Raw genomic sequence first — 21,720 nt, forward strand, 5'->3', positions numbered from 1 at the left:
TCTGGAACGACGAGCCCATCAGGCAGGTCGGCGACGCCGGTAGTAGGCCCAGGCCAGGGCCAGCACGATCGGCCCCCACAGCATCGCTGGAGTGACGCAGACCCGGGCCAGAGCCATCCACCATCCATTGCTGTACCCCACCTCGGGCAAGACGCCCGCCCAGGCAAGCGGGAAGAGGCCGAACATCGCCACCAGCGCCAGGCCTCCCAGGACCGCCGGGATCACCGCTACGAGCGGCGCCACGCGCCGGCCGCCGATGAACGGCACCCAGCGCGGCACCACCTCGCCCCACCCGCTCACCAGGCCGGTACAGAGCAGTGCCAGTGCCTCGGTGAGCACGCTCAACCCGAACACGTAGGCCGGGGCCCACCACGGCATGGGCGGTGCCGACGGATCTACCGTTCCCATCGAGAAGTCGAAGGCGAACGGCAGCCGCCACAGGCAGTGCGGCAGCACGACGAACGGAAGGGCCTTCGCGAACCGGAGTGCCCAACGCGGAACCGGACGCTCGGTGTCACCCAGAGCAAGGTTGATCGGCATGAATCCAACGTCGCCGAACCTCTGACGACAGGGCGTCGCCCGTGCGGATGATCACGATCCCCCATACGGGGGAGCCAGCTGCCGATCGCAGCGGCCGTTGATGGTCGCAAGACTCGGATCCCCCGTTCGGAGATCATTTGCGGGACAACCCTTAGGCCATAGCGGGGCCACGGCCTGCAAACCACATGCTCCGCGAATTGCAGGCTGGTACGCAGCCCAGCGGCACGGCCTGAGTAGCCATCGGGTCGGCGAATGTACTCGGAATGGATAGGGCGTCGGGTGGCTCGTATACCCAAGGAATCCGGAAACCTCCCGGGAGATACGACAAGTTTCGTCGGGCGAAAGCACGACGTGGCACGGTCTCGGCAGCTGCAGGGCCGAACAAGGCTGTTGACCCTGACCGGACCTGGCGGGATGGGAAAGAGCCGGCTTGCCCTGCGCGTGGCGGCGCAAGTGCGCCGTTCCTTCCCTGACGGGGCATGGCTGGCGGACCTGGCAGCAGTGGAGAAGGAGGAGCTGCTCGAACACGCCGTGCTCGCTGCGCTCGAACCGGGCCACGACATGGGGCAGCATCCGCTGGCCGCCCTCACCGATTTCCTGCAGGGCAAGCGGCTCCTGCTGGTGCTCGACAACTGTGAGCACCTGTTGCACGGCTGTGCGCTGCTGGTCCACGCATTGCTGGCTTCAGCCCCGGGCCTGCAGGTGCTCGCCACCAGCCGGCAATCCCTGGGCGTGGCCGGAGAGCACCTGCTGACGGTATCCCCTCTGTCTGCTCCGCATCCGGACGATCCCGGGCAGGTCACAGCGGCTGGCCAGAGTGAGGCGCTGCGGCTGTTCGCGGACCGGGCAGCTGCCACTCTGGGCGAGCACGCGCTGTCTGAGTTGGGCAGGGCGGCTGCTCTGATCTGTCATCGTCTTGACGGGATTCCCCTGGCTGTCGAGCTGGCTGCCGCTCGTATGCGGGTGCTGACGTGCGAGCAGATCCTGGACCGGCTGGATGACCGGTTCGCGTTGCTGACGGGTGGAAGCAAGGCCGCACCGGCTCGTCAGCAGACCATGCGCGCAGCGGTCGATTGGAGTTATGACCTGTGTGGGCCGCAGGAGCAGCTGCTGTGGGGCCCGTTTGTCCGTCTTCCCCGGCAGTTTCGACCTTGAGGCGGTGGAGACGGTGTGTACCGCCGAGGGTCTCACCGCGAAAGAGGCGTTGGATGCCGTGACAGGCCTGGTGGACAAGTCGGTCCTGAACCGGGAGGACGATCACCTGTGCGCGCTACCGGATGCTTGAGACACTGCGTCAGTACGGTCGCGAAAGGCTTGGCGAGCGGGGTGAGGTAGAGGGGGTACGTCGCCGCCATCGCGACCGTTACCGGAGCCAGGTCCTACTCGCCGAGGCCGAGTGGTTCACCGGGAGGCAGACCGAGTGGTTCGCCCGCCTCCGCCAAGAGCGGGCGAACCTGCGCACCGCCCTCGACTTTTGCCTGTCCCATACCGGTGAGGCCCGTGCAGGGCTGGAGATGGTGTCGGCGACGGCTGAACTCGGACCCTCTGACGGCGTATCAAAAGTGACCCACTTGGTGATCTTCATCTGACTCTGACCTTGGTGATCAAGGTCAGGAGGGAAGGGTGATCCTCGTGGAGGACTGGGCAGAGATCCGCCGGCTGCATCGGGCCGAGCGGATGCCGATCCGGGCAATCGCCCGGCATCTGGGGATCTCGAGGAACACGGTCAAGCGGGCTCTGGCCACGGACCGGCCACCGAAGTACGAGCGTGCGGTGAAGGGCTCGGCGGTCGACGCGGTCGAGGTGCAGATCCGTGAGCTTCTGCGGGAGACCCCGACGATGCCGGCGACGGTGATCGCGGAGCGGATCGGCTGGGACCGCGGGATGACGATCCTCAAAGACCGGGTGCGCGAGCTCCGGCCGGCCTATGTTCCGGTCGACCCGGTCTCGCGGACGGTTTATCGGCCCGGCGAGCTGGCCCAGTGCGACCTGTGGTTTCCCGAGGCGGACATTCCGCTGGGCTATGGGCAGTGCGGGCGGATGCCGGTGCTGGTGATGGTCTCCGGCTACTCGCGGGTGATCACCGCGAGGATGCTGCCCTCGAGGCGGACCGGGGACCTGATCGACGGGCACTGGCGGCTGCTGACCGAGTGGGGTGCGGTGCCCAAGACGCTGGTCTGGGACAACGAGGCCGGCGTCGGCCGCGGCCGCCCGACCTCCGAGTTCGCCGCGTTCGCGGGCCTGCTCGCCACGAAGATCTACTTGTGCCGACCTCGCGATCCAGAAGCGAAGGGCCTGGTCGAGAGGGCGAACGGCTACCTGGAGACCTCGTTCCTGCCCGGCCGCCACTTCAGCGGCCCGGACGATTTCAACAGCCAGCTGACGGCCTGGCTGAAGGTCGCCAACCGCAGGATCCACCGCACCCTCGGCGCCCGCCCGGCCGACCGATGGGAAGCCGACCGGGCCCAGATGCTGACCCTCCCGGCCGCCGACCCGCCGACCTGGTGGCGGTTCCAGGTCCGCCTCGGCCGCGACCACTACGTCCGCGTCGACACCTGCGACTACTCCGTCGACCCGGCCGCGATCGGCCACCAGGTCACCGTCCTGTCCGACAACGAAAAGGTGATCGTCCTGGCCGCGGGCGGGGAGATCGTCGCAGAACACACCCGCTGCTGGGCCCGCCACCAGACCATCACCGACCCCCAGCACGCCGAAACCGGCCGGATCATGCGCCGAGAACACCACCACCAGCGGCCCACCGGTCACATCCGGTCCGTCGATTCCGGCCCGCTGGTCGAAGTCGAACAACGCGAGCTTGGCACCTACGACCGTCTGTTCACCGTGATCGACGGTGGAAGAGAGGTGATCTGACATGCCCCGCACCACCATCGCCGACACCACCGAGGACACCACCGCCGCTTCGGCTGGAGTGAACCGGCGGACCGGGCAGCAGACCGCCTCCGACCTGGCCTTCCTCGCCCGCGCGATGAAAGCCCCCGCACTCTTGGATGCCGCGGGCCGACTGGAGGAACGGGCCCGCAAGGAATCCTGGACCCACACCGAATACCTCGTCGCCTGCCTCCAGCGGGAGGTATCCGCCCGGGAATCCCACGGCGGCGAAGCGAGAGTACGGGCGGCGCGTTTCCCCGCGGTCAAGACCCTGGAGGAACTCGATGTCACCCACCTGCGCGGCCTGACGCGCCAGCAGCTGGCGCATCTGGGCACGCTGGACTTCATCGCGGGCAAGGAGAACGTCGTCTTCCTCGGCCCGCCCGGCACCGGCAAGACCCACCTGGCCACCGGACTTGCGGTCCGGGCCTGCCAGGCCGGTCACCGCGTCGCGTTCGCCACCGCGGCCGAGTGGGTCGACCGCCTGGCCGATGCCCACCACACCGGCCGCCTGGCCGACGAACTCACCCGACTCGGACGCTATCCGCTGATCGTGGTGGACGAGGTGGGATACATCCCCTTCGAGGCCGAAGCCGCGAATCTGTTCTTCCAGCTCGTCTCGAACAGATACGAACGCGCGTCCGTGATCGTCACCAGCAACAAGCCCTTCGGACGCTGGGGAGAAGTCTTCGGCGACGAGACTGTCGCCGCCGCCATGATCGACCGCCTCGTCCACCACGCCGAGGTCCACTCCCTCAAGGGAGACTCCTACCGCATGAAAGGACGAGAACTCGGCCGCGTTCCCACCGTCAACGACAACGACTGAACCGACACCAGCGGGTCACTTTTCAACCGGCCAAACTGGTCCACTTTTCAGCCGACGCCGACAGATGGGCGGAGGCCTGTGGAGCCACCGGCTGGGTTCGGGGAGTCTGGAGGAGGAGCGCCACTGGCTGGCCCGGAATCTGGCATCGGACCGTACGCCGAGCCCGGCGAGGGTGAAAGCCCTGTGGGCCGACGGGTGGCTGGCTCTGCTGCGCGGAGACATCGCGTCGGCGCATGCCCGGCTGGCGGAGTGCCACACGCTGGCCGATTCGCTCGGCGATCTGCTGGTGAAGGCGCACGCCGCGCAGTTCGAAGGCCTGATCGCCCTGTTCCAGGATGACTTCGCGCGTGCAGTGCCCCTTCTCGACTCGGCTCTTCAGCAGTATCGGGCTCACGGCGACCCGGGCGACACCTGGTCGACGCTGTTCCTCCTCGGCCTGTCCTGCTGCCTGTCCGCAGAGCCGCGTACTGCCGCCCTCTGCGAAGAGGGCCTGGCTCTGTGCGAGACGCACGATGCTCAGTGGTCCCGCGCCTTCTCACTGTGGATCTCAGGGCTTCGTCTCTGGCTGACAGGCAACGTTGAGCGGGCTGTCAGTGCTCTCCGGGAGGGGCTGGGTATCGCACGTGCTACAGACAACCGTCTGGCCTTGGCTCAGTGCCTGGAGGTGCTGGCGTGGGCCCGGGCTGGTGATGGGCACCGTGAGGAAGGCGCCGAGCTTCTGGGGGCGGCTCAGAACGTCTGGCATCAGGTAGGCGCCACTCTTCCCGGAGTCGGGCGGCTATTGCATCACCGCACCGAATGCGAGGACCTGCTTCTGCAGGCACTGGGCCGTGCCCGCTTCACCGTCCGGGTTCGGGTGGGAGCCGCCTTCACCACGGAACAGGCTGTCGCCCGTGCCCTTGGCCGGCCAGTACCCGGTCCTGGTGCGGCCCAAGCGTCGGCCTCGCCCCTCACTCCGCGGGAAACGGCCGTTGCCAAGCTAGTCGCGCAAGGGCTGGCGGACAAGCAGATAGCCGCTCAGCTGGTCATCTCCCATCGCACGGCACAGGGGCATGTCCAGCGAGCCCTGGCCAAGCTCGGGTTCACCTCCCGCACCCAGATTGCTGTCTGGGTCCGGGAGCAGATGCCACGCACCTGACCCCGCACCATCGAACGCAGTCGGGGATCCGCTGACCCTCTCAAAAGGGGCCAGCCAGACCGCGGGCAGGCAGGTGTCCCGGCATTGGCGACGCGTCACGGTCGTTTCCTGGTCGGGCGGCACGGCCGTGTGTCCACCAGGGTTCCGGCAGCCGGTTTGGACAGGCAGTTGCACGGGCCGGCCGGCACGTGGCGCGGGCGAGCTCGCCGTCGAGGAAGTACCGCTCGAGCAGGTGGCCACCGCACTCGGCAGCAGCGAGACCGGTACGCCTCCCGCCGCGCAACCGTCCAGGCGGAAGCCCCGGCTGGCGGGGGTCCCGTTCGAATGGTGTGGTACTCACTGCGGGCCGAACGCTCCGACACGGGTCGGCAGTCCGGCTGGCGAGTGCGGTGTCCTTCGGGAATTACTCGGTGCTGTCCGGTGACCAGGGGCGGGTGGAGACGTTGACCTGGTGTATCCCTGCGTGCCTATGCCGTGCGGCGTGGGGGTGTCCCGGCCCCTGGGCGGGGCTGATCGTGGCGCTGCCCGGTGGTCGGTGGTCGTTCACCTTCCCGTGACTCGCCCTTCCTTCGTGCTTTCAGTCTGGAGACGCGTGTACCCACCCTCTGACACCAGCCTGTCTTCGCCCGTTCCGGGCCGCCGTTGGCATCCCGCGTTGGCGGTTCCTGCCGTGGTCGTCGCGACGCTGGTCATTCCCCCGCTCGGCGCCGCGCTGGCGTTCATGGCGCGTTGGGACAAGGCCGGCAGGGCGGTGACGGTCGTGTTGGCGTCGGTCTGGTTCGGAGTGCTGCTGGTGGCCGGTGCCAATCCGAAACCCGCTGGCGTGGACGCCGAGCGGAAGCCTCAGGCGCAGCCGGTGGTCGTGGTCACGGTTACTGCCCCCGCCCCGGCGGCTTCCGCACCGATCTCCGCGTCGACTGCTCCGACGGCGCCCCCACCGGTGCTGCCGCCAGCGGAGGTGCTGGCTCCTGTTGCGCCTGAGGGGGCAGCCGGTGCTGCCCGGCCGCCTCAGGGTGAGGGCGCGGCGGAGCCGGGGCGTCAGGCGGAGGCTGGTGACGGCAAGGCCAGGACTTCCGGCAGCGCTTCTGCCGTCGGCGGATCCTCATCCCGCACCGGTACCGGCGGAAGCAGTAGCTCGGGCTCCGAGGACGGGGGTTCGGTGTCGTACCGGAACTGCACCGCGGTCAGGCAGGCGGGGGCGGCTCCGATCCGGCGTGGCGATCCTGGCTTCGGGCCGCATCTCGACCGTGATGGTGACGGTGTCGCCTGCGAGTGATCCCGTCGACGGGCACCCGGTTGGTTGCCCGGCGGGCCGGCAGCTACGGCGCTGGTGGCGTAGCTGCCGGCCCGGCTCCGGTTTGGCAGCCCGGTTCCGTTCTGGGTGATCATTTCGGCGGGTGAAGGCGTACGGCCACCCGCGTGAGGGGGCCGCTTCCCGTACGTGAGGGTCGCTGGCTGTCCGGATCGGGCAACCGGGCGCTGCGTCCACCACGGTTCCGGCGGCTGGTGTGAATCAACAAGGCAATTGCACGGGGCAGCCGGATCGCACCGGCAAGATCACCCGAGTGATGCCGCCCCGGCCCGCGCACGCAGGGCATCGGACGCCGAGCGGGCAGCCCTGACATCAGCACCGGGGTGCGGTGTCAGGTGCCCTGTACCGAGGCCAGGCCAGCGGGGGCCGTCATGTGTCAGGACCAGGGGAAACCTGCCACCGGAAAGCTCTGGTGCATTTTCAGGGACGGGCCGTGCACCCGCCGTGCCGACGAGGCCTGCTTCGAGCGGCCCCACTTTCGGGCCCGCGGAAGCAATCCCCCCGCCGGCCTGGACACTATGTCCAGACTGGACGTACAGTTCAGAAATGAGTGGAACAGAAGCGGACCACGACCCTCGTCTTCGGATGTGGGGACCGGTGTGCCAGGCCGTCGCATTGCTCCTCGGCCCGTATGCCGAGGTGGTCCTGCACGATCCGGAAACCGACCGGGTGCTGGAGATCTGGAACCCGATGACCACCCGCCGCCCGGGAGATCCTTCGCTGCTCGGCGAGCTGGACGCGCTCGCCCAGTCGGCTCAGGACGTGTACGGGCCGTACGAGAAGATGCTGGTGGACGGCCGGCGCCTGTCTTCGGTCAGCGCGGTTCTGCGGGATGCACAGGACCGGCCGTCGGCGGTCCTGTGCATCAATCTCGACCGCACTCCGCTGGAACAGGCCGCGGCGGTCCTGTCCGCCTTCGGCGCGCCGATCGTGCAGCGCCCCGAGCCCCTGTTCGAGGAGGACTGGTCCGAGCGCATCCAGTATGTGATCGGCTCCTACGTCCGCGCGTCGGGCCGCCCCGTCGAACGCATGACCCGCCAGGATCGCCTGGTCGTCCTCGGCCGCCTCGACGAGGCCCGGGTCTTCGCGGTGCGCCGCGCCACCCCGGTCGTCGCCGCGGCGCTGCAGGTGTCCCGTTCCACCGTTTACGGCCTGCTGGCCGAGCTCAGAGCACCCAGCGCAAAGGACTGATGCACCATGACCCGCCTCCCCGATTTCCGCCTGGAGACGTACTTCTCGCGGTGGGAGTTCACCGCCCACCATCACCTGACCGCCTCCGACGTGCAGACCATGACGCTCAGTGAGCTCCTCGCGCTGGCTGACGACAAGGACCGGGACGCCTTCGAGAACCTGTCCCTGGGTTACACCGAGACGTTCGGCGACCCGGCGCTGCGGGAAGTGATCGCGCAGATGTACGAGTGCGCCGGCGCGGACGACGTCATCTGTTTCGCCGGTGCGGAGGAAGCCCTCTACCTGGCGATGAACGTGCTGCTCGGCGCGGGCGACCATGCGGTGGTGGTGACCCCGAACTACCAGGCCGCCGAAACCGTGCCGATGGCGCTGTGTGAAGTCACCGGGGTGGCCCTGGACCCGGACCGGGACTGGGCCCTGGATCTCGACGAGGTGGCGGCGGCGATACGGCCGAACACCCGGGTCGTCTCGGTGAACTTCCCCAACAATCCGACCGGCAAGGTCATCGACGCCGCCGACTTCGCCGCGCTGGCCCGGTTGTGCGACGAGCGGGGCATCCACTTGTTCAGCGACGAGGTCTACCGAGGTCTGGAGTACGACCCGGCCCGTACCCTGCCGCAGGCCACCGACCTCTCCGAGCGCGCCTTGTCCTTGAACGTGACGTCCAAGTCCCTGGGGTTGCCCGGGCTTCGGATCGGCTGGATCACCTGCCGTGACCGCGAGCTGCGCTCTCGTCTGGAGCGCGCCAAGCACTACACGACCATCTGCAACTCCGCGCCCAGCGAGGTCCTGGCCCGTATCGCGCTGAAGGCCCGCGCCACACTCCTGGACCGCAACCGGGGACGGATCGCGGCCAACCTGCCCGCGTTCGAGGCGTTCTTCGCCGAGTTCGCGGACGACTTCGAGTGGCGGGCCCCGGACGGCGGATGCGTGGCCTATCCCCGCTATCTCGGCGCCGAGGGGGTGGAGGAGTTCTGCACCCGTCTGGTGGAGGAAGCCGGAGTCCTGCTGCTGCCCGCGAGCATCTACCACTCCGAACTCACCGCCACCCCCGCCGACCGGTTCCGTATCGGAATCGGCCGGCGCAACCCGGAAGAAGGCCTGGCCGCCTTCGCCTCGTGGATGCGGACCCGTCAATGACTCTTCCCGTGTTCGACCTGGCCGCCATCGAGCGGACGGTCACCTCGCGGCTGGTCCTGGACACCGTCCAAGACGGGCTGATCGCCCATGCCGAAGGCCGCACCGGCGTGCCGCACCCCCTGCACATGGCATTCCCCGAAGCCGACGGCGACTGCCACGTGAAAGCCGGCTGGATCACCGGCGCCACCAACTTCACCGTCAAGATCGCGACCGGCTTCTACAGCAACTCCGCCCTCGGTATCCCCTCAAACCACGGCCTGGTCTGCGTCGTCAGCGCCCGCACCGGACAGATACGCGCGGTCCTCGACGACCGCGGTCTGCTGACGGCCTGGCGCACCGCGGCAGCGGGCGCGCTCATCACCCACGCCATGTCCCGCCCCGATGCCTCGACGCTGGCCGTCTTCGGCACCGGCGAACAAGCCCGCCTCCAGGCCACCTGGCTGGCCGAACTCCGCACCATCAGCACCGTGCTCGTTCACGGCCGCACCCTGCACAGAGCCAACGCCCTGTGCGAACGGCTCCGCGTACACGGACTGAACGCCCGACCCGCGGTGGCTCAGGACGCGGCCGCCGCCGACATGATCATCACTACGACTGCGGCCACAACCCCCGTACTGGACGCCACCCACGTGCGCGAAGGCGCACACGTGACGGGCATCGGCACGGACATGCCCCACAAGAACGAGCTCCCACCCGCGCTCTTCCGCCGCGCACAGGTCATCGCGACGGACGACCACGCCCAGTGCATCGACCACGGAGACTTCGGCCATGCCGTCCGCGCCGGAGCCACCGCCCAGGACAGCGACATCCCTGCGGGTGAACTCCTCAAAGCGCCCCTCGACCGCCCCGACACAGCAATCACGGTCGCCGACCTCACCGGCGTGGGCGCGCTCGACGCGGCACTCGCCTCAGCCGTCCTCGACCAGCTCCTGCGGTAACTCCCAGAGCCGCACAAGCCGGAATTCACCCGTACTTCTCACACACCCGACCGGCAGGACCCTGCCATGGACGCCAGCCCCCACACCGAAGCAGCCCCCTCCCCCACTGCACCCCGACAGCCCATAACCCGCACACGGGCCAACACTCCCTGCACCTGGCGGCTGCCGCACTGCCCCGAGTCAGCCGGCACCGCACGCCGCATCGCCACCACCGTCCTCCACGCATGGAACGTGGACGACGACACCATCGACCACGCACTGCTCGTCGTCTCCGAACTCGTCACCAACGCCCTCGAACACGCCCTGCCACCAGTCGTCCTCCATCTGCACCGGGCCGAAGACGACAACACCCTGCGCATCGAAGTCGACGACGGCGGCCCCACCCACAACGAGGGCGCCTGGACCGTGAGCTGCGCACCGGAAGAACACGGCCGCGGCGTAGCCATCATCACCCTGCTCGCCAGCGCCCACGGCACCCGCATCCTCGCGCACACCATCACCTACTGGGCAATCCTCCCGACAGCCAAGTGAAAGCTGAATGCAGCACGGCCGCCGCTAGCCACCAGTGAGCAGGAACCATGCGCTGATTCCCATACACCGGCAGCAGCAATTCGCCCACCCATGACCGTTACTCTCGGCACCGTGTTCCTCGAAGACGTCGGCGACCTGGTCCATCTCGAAGAGACAGAGGCAGTGGGAGGGGTCGGATTCGCTGCCTTCGTCCAGCCGGCGCCGCTGGCCGCGGAGCTCGGCCATGCCCACGAACCCCGTTTCGTCGCGGCCGGAAGCGGTGAACGCGTCGACCGCAGGAGCGGAGGCGAGACGGGCCTGCCAGACGTGCACGACCTCGTAGAGGGTGGTCAGGGAGAACGTTCGACGCGACTCCTCCAACGCGGCCGCCCACTCCCGCTCGAACGCGGGCACCCACCGCTCCGCACGGCGGTCGGCGCGCAGCTTGGTGAGGAGTTCGGCCGCAGCGCCCGGTGCGGGTGCGTACGGGGCGGTGGGGGCGGGTGTGTGGTCGGGCTGGGCGCTCATCGGTTCCTCCTCGCGGGTGCTACCGGCCACGGTAGAACGCGGTGGCTTAGGCCGGGGAGGTTCGGACGGATGCGCAGCCTGGGACCTCGTTTGCTGCCGCGCCGCGGGCGCGGGAGCAAACGAGGTCGGCAGCGGCACCTTCACGGGGCTCTTCGCCACTTCCGCACGGCGCAGGTCATCCACTAGGGACCACGCCAGGTCATCCGAGTCCAAGTCCTCGGCGTCGACCTCGCTCAGGTAGTCCTCGATGCCCTCGCGCAGGACGTCGGCCTTCTCGTCATCCGTCGTGCCGGTCAGTCTGCCCGACCCCGGGCGGCCGCGAGGCCGCGTGCGCGGGACAGGTCGGTGCAGCGGATCCCGCCTCCGGGGTGCCACTCCAACACCGGCCCCACCGCGTCGCCGTGCTCGGCGCACCAGGACACCGGGACCACGCCACCGCAGCCGTGCCGCGCACACACGCAGGACTCACCCGGACCCACGTACGCAACCCCGTGGCGAACCACCCCGCCCGCCGGCCCCGGGGCGGCGGTGCCGCGCAGGCCGGCGGGCCAGGCCAGCGTCAGGCGCAGGACCCCCGACCCCGACCGGAACCGGTCGATCACCCGCACCTCCCCCGGCGCCGCCAACGGGCCGGTACCGGGCGCAATCAGCCGACGCAGCGAACTCCCCGGCCGCCAGGGCGGCCACCGCTTCGGCGTCCTCGTCCGTGGCCCAGCCGGAAACGCGTCCTCGCCGCCGGCATCGTCGGCCAGGGTGAGCCACGGGTCATCAAGGCGGAACCGGTGCGCGGCGCCGCCGGCCCCGGCCAGCACCAGCGTGGCGAGCGTCGGTCCGGTGGGTACTCCGATCTTGTCGCGGGCCAGAAGCCAGGCCACGAGCGGTGACTGAGCGGACCCCGGGGACGGCTGCGGGTCAAACGACGACCGGCCTGGGGCTGGGGCGCTTCGGAAGTCGGCGGGCAGCCCGGCTGGAGTAACCAGGGCCGTCTTGTGTGAGCCATGCGAGTGGCCTGCGGCGCCTGGACCTGTCTGGCGTGAACTCGGTGACGAACCCGGGACGAGACGTCGGCCGACCCGGCCGATGCATCCGATCCGGGAGTACCCATGCGATACCACTCCACCCCCGCCGCTACCGCCGTCGTACTGGCCGCCCTGTGCGCGGCGCCCGCGCTCGCCGCCAGTGACACCCCGCCGCAGACCCTGCCCGCGATGGAGGGCAAGGGCGGCCTGAGCGCGATCGGTCTGACCGGAGATCAGCGCCTGGTCGAGTTCGATGTGAACAAGCCGTCCAAGACCTGGTCGCTGGGCAGGGTCTCGGGTCTGTCCGGCGACACGAAGCTGGTCGGCATCGACTTCCGGGTACAGAACGAGAAGCTGTACGGCGTAGGCGACCGGGGCGGCGTCTACACCCTGAACACTACGAACGCGCGGGCGGTGAAGGTGTCGCAGCTGACTGTGGCGCTGGCCGGGACCGCGTTCGGCGTGGACTTCAACCCGGCCGCGAACCGGCTCCGGGTCATCTCCAACACCGGCCAGAACCTGCGCCACAACATCGACGACCCCGCCGCCCCGCTGACGACGACCGTCGACGGCACCCTGACCAACCCCACCATGCCGCCGTCGACCGCGATGGGTGTCACCGGCGCCGCCTACACCAACAACGACCTGAACGCTGCGACGGCCACCACTCTGTTCGACCTGGACACGATGGCCGACCGAATCTCTCTACAGTCCCCCGCGAACGCCGGAACCCTCTCCCCCACCGGAATGCTCGGCGTCAACGCCGACCTGGACTCAGGGTTCGACATCCACTACAGCCCGGCCACCGGGGTGAACCGCGGCTTCGCCGCCATCGGCACGACCGGCACCTACCGCCTCTACGCGGTCGATGTCCTGACTGGCAAGGCAACCGACAAGGGCGCCTTCTCGACCCGATACCAGGTCATCGACCTCGCCCTGCCCATCAACCAGAAGTAGCCACCGAACCCCTGCCGGGTCCTGCCCGCACGCTGCTCCCGTGGCGACGACGGGGCACCGCCAGGGCCGGGCCCGGCAGGACATCACCGCGCGGTGATGTCACCCGGACAGGCCGGTGGCCCCGCCCACTCGGAGGGCGGGGCCACCGGCCGTTTCCCGTCGCCGTGTGTGCCGACTACTTCGGCATCAGGACGGTGTCGACGATGTAGACATTCGCGTTGGCTGTCTTCACATTGCCGCAGACCACGTTCGAGGTGTCATTGACCATGTAGGCCTCGCCGGAGCCCGAGGTGTTGACCATGCCCTTCTGCAGTGTCTCGAAGCTGCCGTTCTCCAGCTGCTTCGGGCTGAGCTTCTGACCGACCACGTGGTAGGTGAGGATCTTGGTCAGCTGCTCCTTGTCCGCGAGGACCTTGTCGAGGTCGGCCTTCGGAATCTTCGCGAAGGCGTCGTTGGTCGGGGCGAAGACCGTGATGTCCTTCGCGTTGTTCAGGGTGTCGACGAGGCCGGCCTGCTTGACCGCGGCAACGAGGGTGGACAGGGCCGGGTTGTTCGAGGCGGCGGTGGCGACCGGGTCCTTGGCCATGCCGTCGAACGAGCCCGCGCCCTCCTTCGGGACACCGGCACACGCCGCCCCGAACGGCTTGTCACCGGTCATCGACTCCTCCGCCGGGGTGCTCTCACCAGTCTTGGCCTGGTCCCCGGCAGCCGCGGGAGGCGCGGCCTTGGTGTCACCGGAGTCTGAGCACGCGGCAAGGGTGAACGGCAGCAGGGCGGCTGCGGCAACGGCGATCGCAGTACGGCGGATCTTCAGGGTGTTCATGATCAGTTGCTCCCCTTGAGCTTCTGTCGGTCTGTCATGTGGGATTCAGGGGTGGTGCTGCCGGACCGGCGTTTCGTGGTGGGCCGCGCCAGGTGCGATGACGAGCCGCGCCTGCTCCGGCCCTGTTCGCCCCGGCGGCCAGCCGCACCAGACCGGCAAACCAGCTCCGTCACAGCCAGCACCATCACAGCGGCTGCAACGCCTGCCGCCCCGCCGAGGGCGGCGCGGGGCAGGGGGCTGCGGACCTGGTTCACACGCCGGGTTCGGCAGCATCCACCTGGCGGATTGGCCGGACACCCAAACGAGTGGCCTGCTCGATTCCGGCGCTTTCAGAGGTCGAACGCGAACACCGCGGTTCGGCCCGAAGCCCCACACACCTGGTGATCAGCGCGTCCCGGCGAGAGGCACTGTGGGTGGCTGAGCCGACAGCCACCCACAGCCAACCCGACGGCTCACAGGGGGTGCGCCCGAGACGCGCCCCAGTCCTGCATCCGGCGGGTCACCGGTCCACACCGCCGCGTCTACTCGGCTGCGCGGACCGGGGGCCTTCGAGGTGGTGCCGGATCAGGCATTGACGCAGGTGTTGCCGAATGCCGGGTTCAGCAGCCCAATGATGCTGACGGTGTTGCCGCAGGCGTTCACCGGGATGTGGATGGGCACCTGGATCAGGTTGCCCGAGCCCACGCCCGGCGAGTACCCGGCCACACCCTGCGCGCCCGCGTCAGCGGATGCCGCCGACGCACCGCCGACCACGACCGCACCGACCACCAGTACCACCGCCAGAACTCGTCGCACACGAACCATGTCAACTACCTCCCGAAAAGGTGCCTCGGCTCTGCGGAGACCCCGCACCGCCGGCGCGGGAACGAGACCTCCCGGCATCCCCGCACACGCCGTCTTCGCCGCAGCCCGCCCACCAGCTTGGCCACCACAGCCTGGTTCCCCCGAACGAGGCACGGCGCGCCGTGCCGCTTGACGCAGCACCTTCCCCTCCACCCGACCTGATCGCCGCGGCTGCGCGGCAAAACGCTGCTGCCGCGCGGAAGGACACAAGGGCCCCGACCGGCCGGGGGGAGGGCCGGGTCGGGGCCGCGCCCAGACCCGGCGGGGGGCCGGGTAGGCGGTCAGGGTGTAGGGCGGCAAGGGTGCTCGCCCCACGGCGGCCTGGCCGGCCAAGTCCCGGCTGGATGCTGCCGACCGGGGACGGAAACCGGCAACGTGTGACGGCAGCCGGGTCCTGCCCGCAGTCGGCAGGCGCAGGGTCAGGGAATGTTTCTCCGGCGGAAGGACGTCCAGCGCCGCGCGGGCGTGCGCGGTGCCGGCGGCAGTGTCGCCGGCAGGGGCGATCATCAGCCCGCGGTGCAGTTGCAGGTGGGTCGCGAACCGCGGCAGGGTCGCGGGGAGCTCCGCCGTCGCGGCGTCCTGAGCGGCGACGGCCGTGGCCTCGTCACCGAGGCGGGCGGCGAGCAGGGAGATGAAGACGTTGAGGCGCCAGTGGGGGACGGCGTAGTCGGAGGTCTGCTCGTGCGAGCCGGCCCGGTCGAAGATCCGCCGGCCCTCGGCGAGCAGGGAGCGTGCGGTGGTGTGATCGCCGCGGAGCGCGGCGGCGTGGGCCTTGCCGAGCAGGGCGTTCAGCAGGCCCAGGAAGGGGCGGTTGCTGAGGGCGATGGCCTGGTCGGCGAAGACGTCCGCGACCGGGAGGGCGGCGCCTTCGTAGCCCAGCGCGATCGCAGCGCGGCCGCGGACCCACACGCGGGTGTCGAGGTCGTCGGAGGTGTCGGCTGCCTTCGCGCGGCGGGTGGCCCGATCTCCATTTCACCTTGGAGGGTGTAGATCTTGTCGATGCTGCCACCTGTGGTCAGCACGTAGACCTTCGATCCGGCGGCGTTCGCCGCGTGCTCGGTCATTCCTGGCTCCCTGTGCCCACAGCCGCGATTGCCTGGACCTCGACGGCGGCACCGTAGTGCAGGCTGCTCACGCCGGCGACCGCGCGGGCGGGCCGGTACGAGCCGAGCCATTCGGCATAGACCGTGTCGAACTCGGGCCACTGGGCGATGTCAGTGACATAGACGGTCACGGAGATCAAGTGGTCACGATCCGTGCCGGCCGCGGCCAGGCAGTTGTCGAGGTTGCGCAGGACCATCCGCACCTGGGTGTCGAATGGCTCGTCCGCTGCGGGGGTGCCGTCCGGGTGGAGCGGGAGCTGGCCGGATATGTGGGCGACGCCGTTGTGGACCGCTACGTGCGAGTAGTGGCCGAGTGGGGCGGTCATGGCGGTGCTGTTGGCCAGGCGGATGGTGCTGGATTCGATCGTCCGGTGCGTCGAGTTGGTCATGGATGCTCTTCCTGGGGCATGTCGCGGCCGGTTTTGAGGGCGCTCCTCGGTACGGCTACTTCGTGTAGTTGTAGACGGTCGCCCGTGAGACACCGAGCTGGTCGGCGATGAGCTGTGCGGAACTCCGGGTCTCGAAGAAGCCTTCGCGATGCAGCTGTCGCACCAGCTCGCGCTTCTGGTCACGGTTGAGACCACGCGGGGTGCTGGAGCGCTCTGCCGCGTAGGCGTCGATGGTCGATCGGAGTTCGCGTCCGCTGCGGTCACGCAGTGTCTCCAGGGCCTCACCTTGGTGTTCGACATCCGTGGCGACGAGGTTGGCCATGACCATGGCCAGCGGGGACAGTGCGCTGATGTCCAGGTTCAGGCACAGGGCGGCGACGTAACGGCCCTCGGCGTTCTTGATGCCGATCGAGGTGCTCTTGGCCGGGCGTCCATCGGGGAACTGGTTGCTGTAGTTCTGGATGACGCTGGGGTAGTCGGGGTCCGCGATGCGGCGCAAGCCCAGTTCGGTGGCGGAGTCGCCGACCTGCCGTCCGGACAGGTTGTTCTCGATGACGCGGATGGCGTTGTCGGGCCGGCGCAGATCGTGCAGGACGACCTCGCACAAACCGGGGAACATACGCCCGACGGCGACAGCGATGCGTTCCGCTTCCCGTAGGAGGTGCTCGTCCTCCGGTACGTCGCGGTCGTCTTCGGGTACGGCGGGCTGGCCAGCGCTGGTGCCGTCCGGCAGGCGGCCGGTGGGGTGTGTCATCGAGCGCTGCCCGGTCCCGGAGCGCCGTCGCTGTGTCCGGCGAACACCGCGGCCATCTTTTCGGCGGACTTCAGCCCCGCACCGGTGAGCACGACCACGGTCGTCTCGTCCGGAGCGATCTTTCCGGTCGCGATGAAGTGGTCGAGGGTTGCCGCGGCGACGCTGCTGGTCGGCTCGGCGTACAAGCCTCGCGCGCTCAGTGCGCGGACCGCGGCGTGGATTTCCGTCTCGGGTACGGCGTAGGCGGCGCCGTCGGAGCGGCGGATGGCCGCCACTGCCTCGGGCAGCCGGACCGGGTGGGCGATGGATGCGCCCTCGGCGATGGTCGGCATCCGCTCGCCTCGGCTGGCCGGGTCGATGCCGTTGAACGTGTCGGCGATGGTCGCCCAGTGTTCGGGCTGCCCGACGAACAGGCGCGGGCGCCTGTCGATCTGGCCGGCGTCGAGCAGTTCACCGAACGCGAGGTCGCATCCAATGATGTTGCTGCCGGCCCCGGCCACGAGGACCACGTTGTCGGGCGCGGCGAAGCCGAGAGACTCCCACATCTCGTAGGCGATGGTCTTGGCGCCCTGGATGAACATGGGGTGCCAGTTGTGGCTGGCGTAGGGGATCTGCTCCGACTGGCGGATCGCCTCGTCCGAGACCTCGTCACGGGTGCCGCCGACGAGCTCGATCTCTGCTCCGTAGGCGCGGGCCTGGAGGATCTTGGCTGCCGAGGTGGCGGCGGGAACGATGATCTTGGCGCGGATACCGGCGGCGGCTGCGTAGGCGGCCACCGCAGAACCGCCGTTGCCCGAACTGTCCTCCAGTACGCGGGTGGCGCCGTGCGCTGCGAGGTGAGACATCATCACCGATACGCCCCGGTCCTTGAAGCTGGAGGTCGGGTTGAACCACTCCAGCTTGAAGTGGACACGCCGGCCGGCCCAGTCGAGCGGGATCATCGGCGTACACCCCTCACCCAGGCTCACCCGGCGGGCGGCGGGCACAGGCAGGGCAGCGTGGTAGCGCCACAGGGACCGTTCGCCGGTGTCGATCTGCTCGGGACGCAGGCCCGGCAGCGCACTGACTGCGAGAGGGCTGCCGTCTTCGCCCCGCCATCGGGGGTCGTCCAGGCGGTAGCGCTCCCCGGACCGGTCGTAGAGGTCGGCGGCGGCCGAGTGATGTTCCACGTTCATGGGCGTCTCCGGCTTTCCATTGGTCGACGTGCTGTCGCTGGGGTCCTACGAGCAGGGCGTCCTGCCACCCCCACACTAGACGCACTATCTAAACATAGACAATAGATCTAATCACAGTCGGGCGCCACCGGGCGCTCGAAGACCCCGCGGCCGAGGCGTCGCAGCCGCCGGGATCCCAGTAGCACTCGCGGAAAAGCCAACGAAGTAGCCCCTGACCTGCAGCACTGTGATACTCCGGACCCCACTGGGCGCTTCAGTGACGCACCCCGGCGGCGGCCCTCCCCCCTCCCGCCCCAAACCGTGGGACGTGCTGCGTGGTCACGTCCAGGCGCAGCCGCTGGAAGCGGAGGGGTGGCGGTAGACGCCGCCGTGGTCGATGGCGTGGTCGGCACTGACCTCGGCAACGAGGGCGGGTTGGACGAGGGTGGTGTCGAGGACGTCGCGGCTCCCCCACGCCGCCGAGAAGCGCGCCCGCTGGTCGGGGCCTGAGCCAGCCCGGGCAGACCCGGGGAACGGATGGAGTTTCCCAAAGCGGTGTGCGTCCCGCTCCTCATCTCGTGGGACCCGGTCTGGTCGAAGATGCGCTGGCCCTGGCGAGGAGCCCGCGAGCAGTGGTGTGGTCGCCGCGGCGTGGGGTTTGCCGAAGACGGTGTTCAGCAGCCACAGGGCCGGCCGGTTGCCGATGGCCATGGCCTGGTCGGCGAGGACTCCGCAATCGGAAGGGCGGCGCCTTCGTAGCCGAGGGCGGTCCCGGCGCGGTCAGGGCGTTCCGAGGGGTTCGATGTTGTCCAGGGCGGTCGGTAGTTCGCGGCCGCCGGCTTTGGGGCGGATGTAGGCGCGGCGGGTCCAGCGCGGTCCGGTGTGGGTGGCGACTTCCTCGAGGACGACGGCCATCAGTTCGCCCTCGGTGCCGGAGGCGATGTCGCGAACCCGGTGGCCGAGCAGCGGGTGTTCCTCGTGTCCGAGTCCGAGGTCGCGACCAATGTTCCGGCGCGCGGCGCCGACGACGTCGCAGGAGCAGGCCAGCATCAGCCCGCGACAAGCCACCGCCGACACCGGTCGTCCGGCACAGCGACGATCCGGCCTAGCCCAGCCAGACGATGCCCAGCACGGACAGCCGCCGGGTGAGGCGGTTCGCCATGTAGACGACGGAGAGCCGGCCCACGGACGCGGCGCGGACGTTCTCGCCCTCCGGGTCGCCGGCGTTCCACTGCGGCCAGCCCCACGGGGCGCGCACCGCGATATCGAGGACGTCGCGGACCGTCTCCCGGGCCGGTTCGGGGAGCTCGGCGAGGGTCTTAGCGGCCTGCGGGGACAGGCGCACCGCCCACGGCTGTTCTCCGGTCACGGGCGGCCGCCGAGGACATCTTCCAGGTCCACGAAGTCGGCGTCGTCCTGGCCGGAGTCCATGAAGGCATCGACGTCCGGGGCCGCGGCCACGCGCAGCTGCCAGGTGCGGACCACCTCGTGCAGGGGGGTGAGGCTGAACGCGTGGCGGGCGTCTTCAAGCGCCTTCGTCCAGTCCCGCTCGAAGGCTGGCACCCACTGCTCGGCACGCCGGTCCGCGCGGAGCTGGGCCAGGAGTTCGGCCGCGGCGCCGGGTGCGGGCGCGTACGGGGCGGCGGTGGCAGGTGTGTGGTCGGGCTCGGCGCTCATCGGCTCCTCCTCGCAGGTGCTACCCGTCACGGTAGGGCGCCGTGGCCCAGGCCGGGGAGGTCCGGACGGATGCCGCAGCCCGGGGCCCGTTTGCTGCGGCGCCGCGGGCGCGGCAGCAAACGGGGCGGAACAGCACCTTCACGCGGGGCTCTTCGCCGCTTCCGCGCGGCGCAGGGCGCCGACCAGCGTCCATGAGAGGTCGTCGGAGTCCAGGCCCTCGGCGTCGACCGGCAGGTCGGCGGCCGGATGGATACGGGGCCTCGCCCGTTTCCTGCCTGCCTGCTGCGCAGCCGTCACTCCCGGCAGCCGTACGCTGCGGCCACCTCCGCCAGCCCCTCCAGGCCGCCGTCCGCGCCGCTTCCCTCGCCCACGCGGGCGAGCAGGAGCACCCGGGCCGGCACGCCTGCGGCCGCGTATGCGGCAAGCCGGTGATGACCGTCCAGGATCGCGCCGACCAGCCACCGCTCCTCGTGCAGGGCGTCCACGTACCGGTCGTCGATCCAGCCGAGAACCACCGCGGCGGGCCGCTCCCCCGCCGCTACAGCGGTCGCGTGCCGGGCGACGGCCGCCGGGTCGAGCGCTTCCGGCGGCTGCGAGGGCAGGAAGGCGCCATAGGTGAACGGCACCCGGCCTCCCGGAACGGGCGCGGTGAGCTGGAAGTGCGCGACGCCGGGCCAGTAGTCCCCGGGGCGGTCGTACTCGGGGCGGTCGCCGTCGTCGCCGTCCGCCTCCGACCGGGCTGCCGCACGGCGGTACCACCACGACCGGGTCGGCTCGGCCACCCGTTCCAGGGGGAGATCGAGGAGGAGGGCGCGGTAGTGGCCGGTCTCCAACTCGCCGAGTACGGGGCTCCATTCGGCGAGCAGCGCGGTGTCGAGCCGATCCAGGTCAGTCAGCCGCCCGCGCATGCGGGCCGCGATCCGGGCAGCCTCGTCGTCCGGCCAGTCCAGCAAGGTCAGGCCCAGCTCGCACGTGTCGCACAACGAGCCGACCCGGTACAGCGGTTTTCGGTCGAACGTCAGGCACCGGTCCCAGCGCGGCCAGGAGGAGCCGGGCGACGGTGGGTCGAAGGCGACGCGGATCCGGCCGGCGCCTTCGTCGACAGAGAACCGGGCCCGCGCGCTGGACTCGACAACGAGGTCCCGCACCGCTGCGGCGCGCGCTCGATGCGGCCGTCGGCCCAGGCGGCGCGCACGGCCGCCGCGTACGCCGCTCCGCTTGCCCGCTCCGGCAAAAGCGGGTCGCGGCCGGTGAGCCGTACGAGTGCGTGGTGGACGTCGTACACGCGTTCCTCGGCGCTCTCGGCCAGCCATCGAAGCAGGTGCGGTACTGCGGCGGGATCGCCCATCAGCTCCAGGGCGACGGTGAACGCGGTGTGGTCGAGTCCGGTCACCTCGGACAGTCTCCCGGCGATTGGCGCCGTCCACGCGCGGGCACCGAGGCGGCCCAGCGCGAGCGCGGCACGGCCGCGCGGCGCCGCGGAGTCCTCTAGGAGGGCGCCGAGGAGCGGCGCGAAAGACGGGTCGCCGGAGAGCCCCATGGCGTCGACGAGCTCGGGGGCGGGCGAGCCGCCGGTTCCGGCATTGCCCCCACTGGATGCAGGGGCGTCCTGCACGTAGGTGCGCAGGAGCTCGGCGGGCAGTCGCAGCCCGCGCAGCACAGCGGTCCTCAGGAGGTCCTTGCCGTCGTCGCCGGCGAGCCCGGGCATGGCCAACAACCGCAGCAGCACCGCGTCGCCCGGCTCACCGAGGCTTCGCAGGAACCAGGTGAGGTAGGGGCGGAAGGCCGTGTGGTCCGTCTCCGATCGGTACAGCTCCTCGACCGCCTCGGCGAGAGGGCCGGGCCGGTCGGTGTTCGGCGAGTGCAGCGCGTACAGCGCAGTCCACGGGTCGTCGGCGCACAGAGCGGCGCGGAGACGTACCCGGACGGTGTCGTGATCCCCCATGCGAGAAGTATCGGCCCAGAAACGGGAGGCAGCGGACGCAGCCG

General features: G+C 69.9%; 25 protein-coding genes and 2 pseudogenes. 12 read left to right on the forward strand and 15 right to left on the reverse strand.

The window, feature by feature from the left end; all coding sequences use genetic code 11:
* Window positions 1-18: 18 nt before the first annotated feature.
* On the reverse strand, window positions 19-540 hold the full coding sequence (locus OG207_RS00170) for a hypothetical protein (RefSeq protein WP_030733476.1): 522 nt from the start codon (window positions 538-540) through the stop codon (window positions 19-21).
* Between the two features lie 252 nt (window positions 541-792).
* On the opposite strand from OG207_RS00170, the gene OG207_RS00175 reads away from it, so the two are divergent.
* From OG207_RS00175 to OG207_RS00220, 10 genes are all read left to right on the forward strand, one after another.
* Window positions 793-1,695 (forward strand): ATP-binding protein, encoded by a 903-nt coding sequence (locus OG207_RS00175; protein WP_329094673.1) that lies wholly within the window; start codon window positions 793-795, stop codon window positions 1,693-1,695.
* Window positions 1,696-1,817: 122 nt separating this feature from the next.
* Window positions 1,818-2,129 (forward strand): hypothetical protein, encoded by a 312-nt coding sequence (locus OG207_RS00180; protein WP_329094676.1) that lies wholly within the window; start codon window positions 1,818-1,820, stop codon window positions 2,127-2,129.
* Window positions 2,130-2,163: 34 nt separating this feature from the next.
* The gene (gene istA / locus OG207_RS00185; RefSeq protein WP_329094678.1) at window positions 2,164-3,411 is read left to right on the forward strand and encodes an IS21 family transposase; all 1,248 of its coding nucleotides are present in this window, start codon (window positions 2,164-2,166) and stop codon (window positions 3,409-3,411) included.
* A gap of 1 nt (window position 3,412) precedes the next feature.
* A complete protein-coding gene (gene istB / locus OG207_RS00190; RefSeq protein ID WP_329094680.1) occupies window positions 3,413-4,255 on the forward strand; it encodes an IS21-like element helper ATPase IstB in 843 nt (280 codons plus the stop codon).
* A gap of 172 nt (window positions 4,256-4,427) precedes the next feature.
* A complete protein-coding gene (locus OG207_RS00195; protein ID WP_329094681.1) occupies window positions 4,428-5,393 on the forward strand; it encodes a helix-turn-helix transcriptional regulator in 966 nt (321 codons plus the stop codon).
* A gap of 670 nt (window positions 5,394-6,063) precedes the next feature.
* The gene (locus OG207_RS00200; protein WP_329094683.1) at window positions 6,064-6,669 is read left to right on the forward strand and encodes an excalibur calcium-binding domain-containing protein; all 606 of its coding nucleotides are present in this window, start codon (window positions 6,064-6,066) and stop codon (window positions 6,667-6,669) included.
* A gap of 582 nt (window positions 6,670-7,251) precedes the next feature.
* A complete protein-coding gene (locus tag OG207_RS00205) occupies window positions 7,252-7,896 on the forward strand; it encodes a helix-turn-helix transcriptional regulator (protein ID WP_329094685.1) in 645 nt (214 codons plus the stop codon).
* Between the two features lie 6 nt (window positions 7,897-7,902).
* A complete protein-coding gene (locus OG207_RS00210; RefSeq protein ID WP_329094687.1) occupies window positions 7,903-9,036 on the forward strand; it encodes a pyridoxal phosphate-dependent aminotransferase in 1,134 nt (377 codons plus the stop codon).
* Window positions 9,033-9,974, forward strand: coding sequence for an ornithine cyclodeaminase family protein (locus OG207_RS00215; protein WP_329094689.1), 942 nt, complete (start codon window positions 9,033-9,035; stop codon window positions 9,972-9,974). Before OG207_RS00210 ends, OG207_RS00215 begins: the two co-directional genes overlap by 4 nt.
* Window positions 9,975-10,040: 66 nt before the next feature.
* Window positions 10,041-10,505: an ATP-binding protein gene (locus OG207_RS00220; RefSeq protein WP_329094691.1), complete on the forward strand. Its 465-nt coding sequence runs from the start codon at window positions 10,041-10,043 to the stop codon at window positions 10,503-10,505.
* A gap of 198 nt (window positions 10,506-10,703) precedes the next feature.
* On the opposite strand, the pseudogene OG207_RS00225 reads toward OG207_RS00220, so the two are convergent.
* Together OG207_RS00225 and OG207_RS00230 are read right to left on the reverse strand one after the other, a co-directional pair.
* A pseudogene (locus OG207_RS00225) lies at window positions 10,704-11,012 on the reverse strand (DUF6247 family protein); the annotation flags it as partial.
* A 293-nt stretch (window positions 11,013-11,305) separates the two neighbouring features.
* Window positions 11,306-11,887, reverse strand: a complete 582-nt coding sequence (locus OG207_RS00230) for a hypothetical protein (protein ID WP_329094692.1) — start codon at window positions 11,885-11,887, stop codon at window positions 11,306-11,308.
* Window positions 11,888-12,115: 228 nt separating this feature from the next.
* Here OG207_RS00230 and OG207_RS00235 point away from each other — a divergent pair, with 228 nt between their 5' ends.
* Window positions 12,116-12,988 (forward strand): DUF4394 domain-containing protein, encoded by an 873-nt coding sequence (locus OG207_RS00235; RefSeq protein WP_329094694.1) that lies wholly within the window; start codon window positions 12,116-12,118, stop codon window positions 12,986-12,988.
* Between the two features lie 175 nt (window positions 12,989-13,163).
* Here OG207_RS00235 and OG207_RS00240 read toward each other — a convergent pair whose 3' ends face one another.
* The 6 genes and pseudogenes from OG207_RS00240 to OG207_RS00265 form a co-directional block, all read right to left on the reverse strand.
* Complete coding sequence (locus tag OG207_RS00240; protein WP_329094696.1) at window positions 13,164-13,811, reverse strand: fasciclin domain-containing protein; 648 nt, start codon at window positions 13,809-13,811, stop codon at window positions 13,164-13,166.
* 564 nt (window positions 13,812-14,375) lie between these two features.
* Window positions 14,376-14,615, reverse strand: a complete 240-nt coding sequence (locus tag OG207_RS00245) for a chaplin (protein WP_329107380.1) — start codon at window positions 14,613-14,615, stop codon at window positions 14,376-14,378.
* A gap of 447 nt (window positions 14,616-15,062) precedes the next feature.
* Window positions 15,063-15,602 (reverse strand): annotated as a pseudogene (locus tag OG207_RS00250) (XRE family transcriptional regulator); the annotation flags it as partial.
* Window positions 15,603-15,714: 112 nt separating this feature from the next.
* On the reverse strand, window positions 15,715-16,146 hold the full coding sequence (locus OG207_RS00255) for a RidA family protein (protein ID WP_329094698.1): 432 nt from the start codon (window positions 16,144-16,146) through the stop codon (window positions 15,715-15,717).
* A gap of 55 nt (window positions 16,147-16,201) precedes the next feature.
* Entirely contained in the window at window positions 16,202-16,900 is a 699-nt protein-coding gene (locus tag OG207_RS00260) for a helix-turn-helix transcriptional regulator (protein WP_329094700.1), read from the reverse strand.
* Window positions 16,897-18,075 (reverse strand): threonine synthase, encoded by a 1,179-nt coding sequence (locus OG207_RS00265; protein WP_329094702.1) that lies wholly within the window; start codon window positions 18,073-18,075, stop codon window positions 16,897-16,899. Before OG207_RS00265 ends, OG207_RS00260 begins: the two co-directional genes overlap by 4 nt.
* Window positions 18,076-18,426: 351 nt before the next feature.
* Here OG207_RS00265 and OG207_RS00270 point away from each other — a divergent pair, with 351 nt between their 5' ends.
* Window positions 18,427-18,564, forward strand: coding sequence for a hypothetical protein (locus OG207_RS00270; RefSeq protein ID WP_329094704.1), 138 nt, complete (start codon window positions 18,427-18,429; stop codon window positions 18,562-18,564).
* A 270-nt stretch (window positions 18,565-18,834) separates the two neighbouring features.
* On the opposite strand, the gene OG207_RS00275 is transcribed toward OG207_RS00270, so the two are convergent.
* From OG207_RS00275 to OG207_RS00300, 6 genes are all read right to left on the reverse strand, one after another.
* Complete coding sequence (locus tag OG207_RS00275; RefSeq protein ID WP_329094706.1) at window positions 18,835-19,122, reverse strand: hypothetical protein; 288 nt, start codon at window positions 19,120-19,122, stop codon at window positions 18,835-18,837.
* A 37-nt stretch (window positions 19,123-19,159) separates the two neighbouring features.
* The gene (locus OG207_RS00280) at window positions 19,160-19,423 is read right to left on the reverse strand and encodes a hypothetical protein (protein WP_329094707.1); all 264 of its coding nucleotides are present in this window, start codon (window positions 19,421-19,423) and stop codon (window positions 19,160-19,162) included.
* A complete protein-coding gene (locus OG207_RS00285; protein ID WP_329094709.1) occupies window positions 19,420-19,731 on the reverse strand; it encodes a DUF6247 family protein in 312 nt (103 codons plus the stop codon). Before OG207_RS00285 ends, OG207_RS00280 begins: the two co-directional genes overlap by 4 nt.
* Before the next feature lie 138 nt (window positions 19,732-19,869).
* Window positions 19,870-20,028 (reverse strand): hypothetical protein, encoded by a 159-nt coding sequence (locus OG207_RS00290; RefSeq protein WP_329094711.1) that lies wholly within the window; start codon window positions 20,026-20,028, stop codon window positions 19,870-19,872.
* The gene (locus tag OG207_RS00295; protein WP_329094712.1) at window positions 20,025-20,714 is read right to left on the reverse strand and encodes a hypothetical protein; all 690 of its coding nucleotides are present in this window, start codon (window positions 20,712-20,714) and stop codon (window positions 20,025-20,027) included. The genes OG207_RS00290 and OG207_RS00295 overlap by 4 nt, the downstream gene beginning before the upstream one ends.
* Before the next feature lie 35 nt (window positions 20,715-20,749).
* On the reverse strand, window positions 20,750-21,676 hold the full coding sequence (locus OG207_RS00300) for a HEAT repeat domain-containing protein (protein WP_329094714.1): 927 nt from the start codon (window positions 21,674-21,676) through the stop codon (window positions 20,750-20,752).
* Between the last annotated feature and the right edge of the window lie 44 nt (window positions 21,677-21,720).

The organism is Streptomyces sp. NBC_01439 (assembly GCF_036227605.1).
Taxonomy (GTDB): domain Bacteria; phylum Actinomycetota; class Actinomycetes; order Streptomycetales; family Streptomycetaceae; genus Streptomyces.

Excerpts from the sequence above, each read along its gene's own strand:
- OG207_RS00255 (WP_329094698.1), bottom strand. The coding sequence starts at position 16,146 with ATGACCAACTCGACGCACCGGACGATCGAATCCAGCACCATCCGCCTG.
- OG207_RS00215 (WP_329094689.1), top strand. The coding sequence starts at position 9,033 with ATGACTCTTCCCGTGTTCGACCTGGCCGCCATCGAGCGGACGGTCACC.
- OG207_RS00210 (WP_329094687.1), top strand. The coding sequence starts at position 7,903 with ATGACCCGCCTCCCCGATTTCCGCCTGGAGACGTACTTCTCGCGGTGG.
- OG207_RS00260 (WP_329094700.1), bottom strand. The coding sequence starts at position 16,900 with ATGACACACCCCACCGGCCGCCTGCCGGACGGCACCAGCGCTGGCCAG.
- OG207_RS00285 (WP_329094709.1), bottom strand. The coding sequence starts at position 19,731 with ATGAGCGCCGAGCCCGACCACACACCTGCCACCGCCGCCCCGTACGCG.
- OG207_RS00170 (WP_030733476.1), bottom strand. The coding sequence starts at position 540 with ATGCCGATCAACCTTGCTCTGGGTGACACCGAGCGTCCGGTTCCGCGT.
- OG207_RS00205 (WP_329094685.1), top strand. The coding sequence starts at position 7,252 with ATGAGTGGAACAGAAGCGGACCACGACCCTCGTCTTCGGATGTGGGGA.
- istB (WP_329094680.1), top strand. The coding sequence starts at position 3,413 with ATGCCCCGCACCACCATCGCCGACACCACCGAGGACACCACCGCCGCT.
- OG207_RS00235 (WP_329094694.1), top strand. The coding sequence starts at position 12,116 with ATGCGATACCACTCCACCCCCGCCGCTACCGCCGTCGTACTGGCCGCC.
- OG207_RS00240 (WP_329094696.1), bottom strand. The coding sequence starts at position 13,811 with ATGAACACCCTGAAGATCCGCCGTACTGCGATCGCCGTTGCCGCAGCC.
- OG207_RS00220 (WP_329094691.1), top strand. The coding sequence starts at position 10,041 with ATGGACGCCAGCCCCCACACCGAAGCAGCCCCCTCCCCCACTGCACCC.
- OG207_RS00300 (WP_329094714.1), bottom strand. The coding sequence starts at position 21,676 with ATGGGGGATCACGACACCGTCCGGGTACGTCTCCGCGCCGCTCTGTGC.
- OG207_RS00175 (WP_329094673.1), top strand. The coding sequence starts at position 793 with ATGTACTCGGAATGGATAGGGCGTCGGGTGGCTCGTATACCCAAGGAA.
- OG207_RS00180 (WP_329094676.1), top strand. The coding sequence starts at position 1,818 with ATGCTTGAGACACTGCGTCAGTACGGTCGCGAAAGGCTTGGCGAGCGG.
- OG207_RS00265 (WP_329094702.1), bottom strand. The coding sequence starts at position 18,075 with ATGAACGTGGAACATCACTCGGCCGCCGCCGACCTCTACGACCGGTCC.
- OG207_RS00245 (WP_329107380.1), bottom strand. The coding sequence starts at position 14,615 with ATGGTTCGTGTGCGACGAGTTCTGGCGGTGGTACTGGTGGTCGGTGCG.